The organism is Sedimentibacter sp. B4 (genome assembly GCF_000309315.1).
In the GTDB taxonomy this organism is placed as follows: Bacteria; Bacillota; Clostridia; order Tissierellales; family Sedimentibacteraceae; genus Sedimentibacter; species Sedimentibacter saalensis.
Map to the genome: position 1 here is coordinate 1 of NZ_CANG01001108.1, position 227 is coordinate 227.

Below are 227 nucleotides of genomic sequence, written 5' to 3' on the forward strand. Positions count from 1 at the left end.
ATCCGGTCGGCGTTGAACTGCGCGATGATCTGGGACCGTACCCGCTACCGACGGCGGAGATCTGCGAGTCCGAGCCGTCGACGATGATCCCGATCGGCGCGGTCTCGCCGCGGTTGAGCCGGTCCTGGGTGCCCTCCGGGATGACCAGCGCGACCTTGACGGTGCCGCGGTCGAGCAGCGGACGCAGGTCGTCCTCGGTCGCGGGGGTCTGCGTGATCGTGAAGTAG

Annotated in this window: 1 pseudogene; it reads right to left on the reverse strand. The window is 68.7% G+C overall.

Annotated features, from left to right (window positions below):
- Positions 1-227, reverse strand: a pseudogene (locus BN358_RS27325) (ABC transporter permease); the annotation flags it as partial.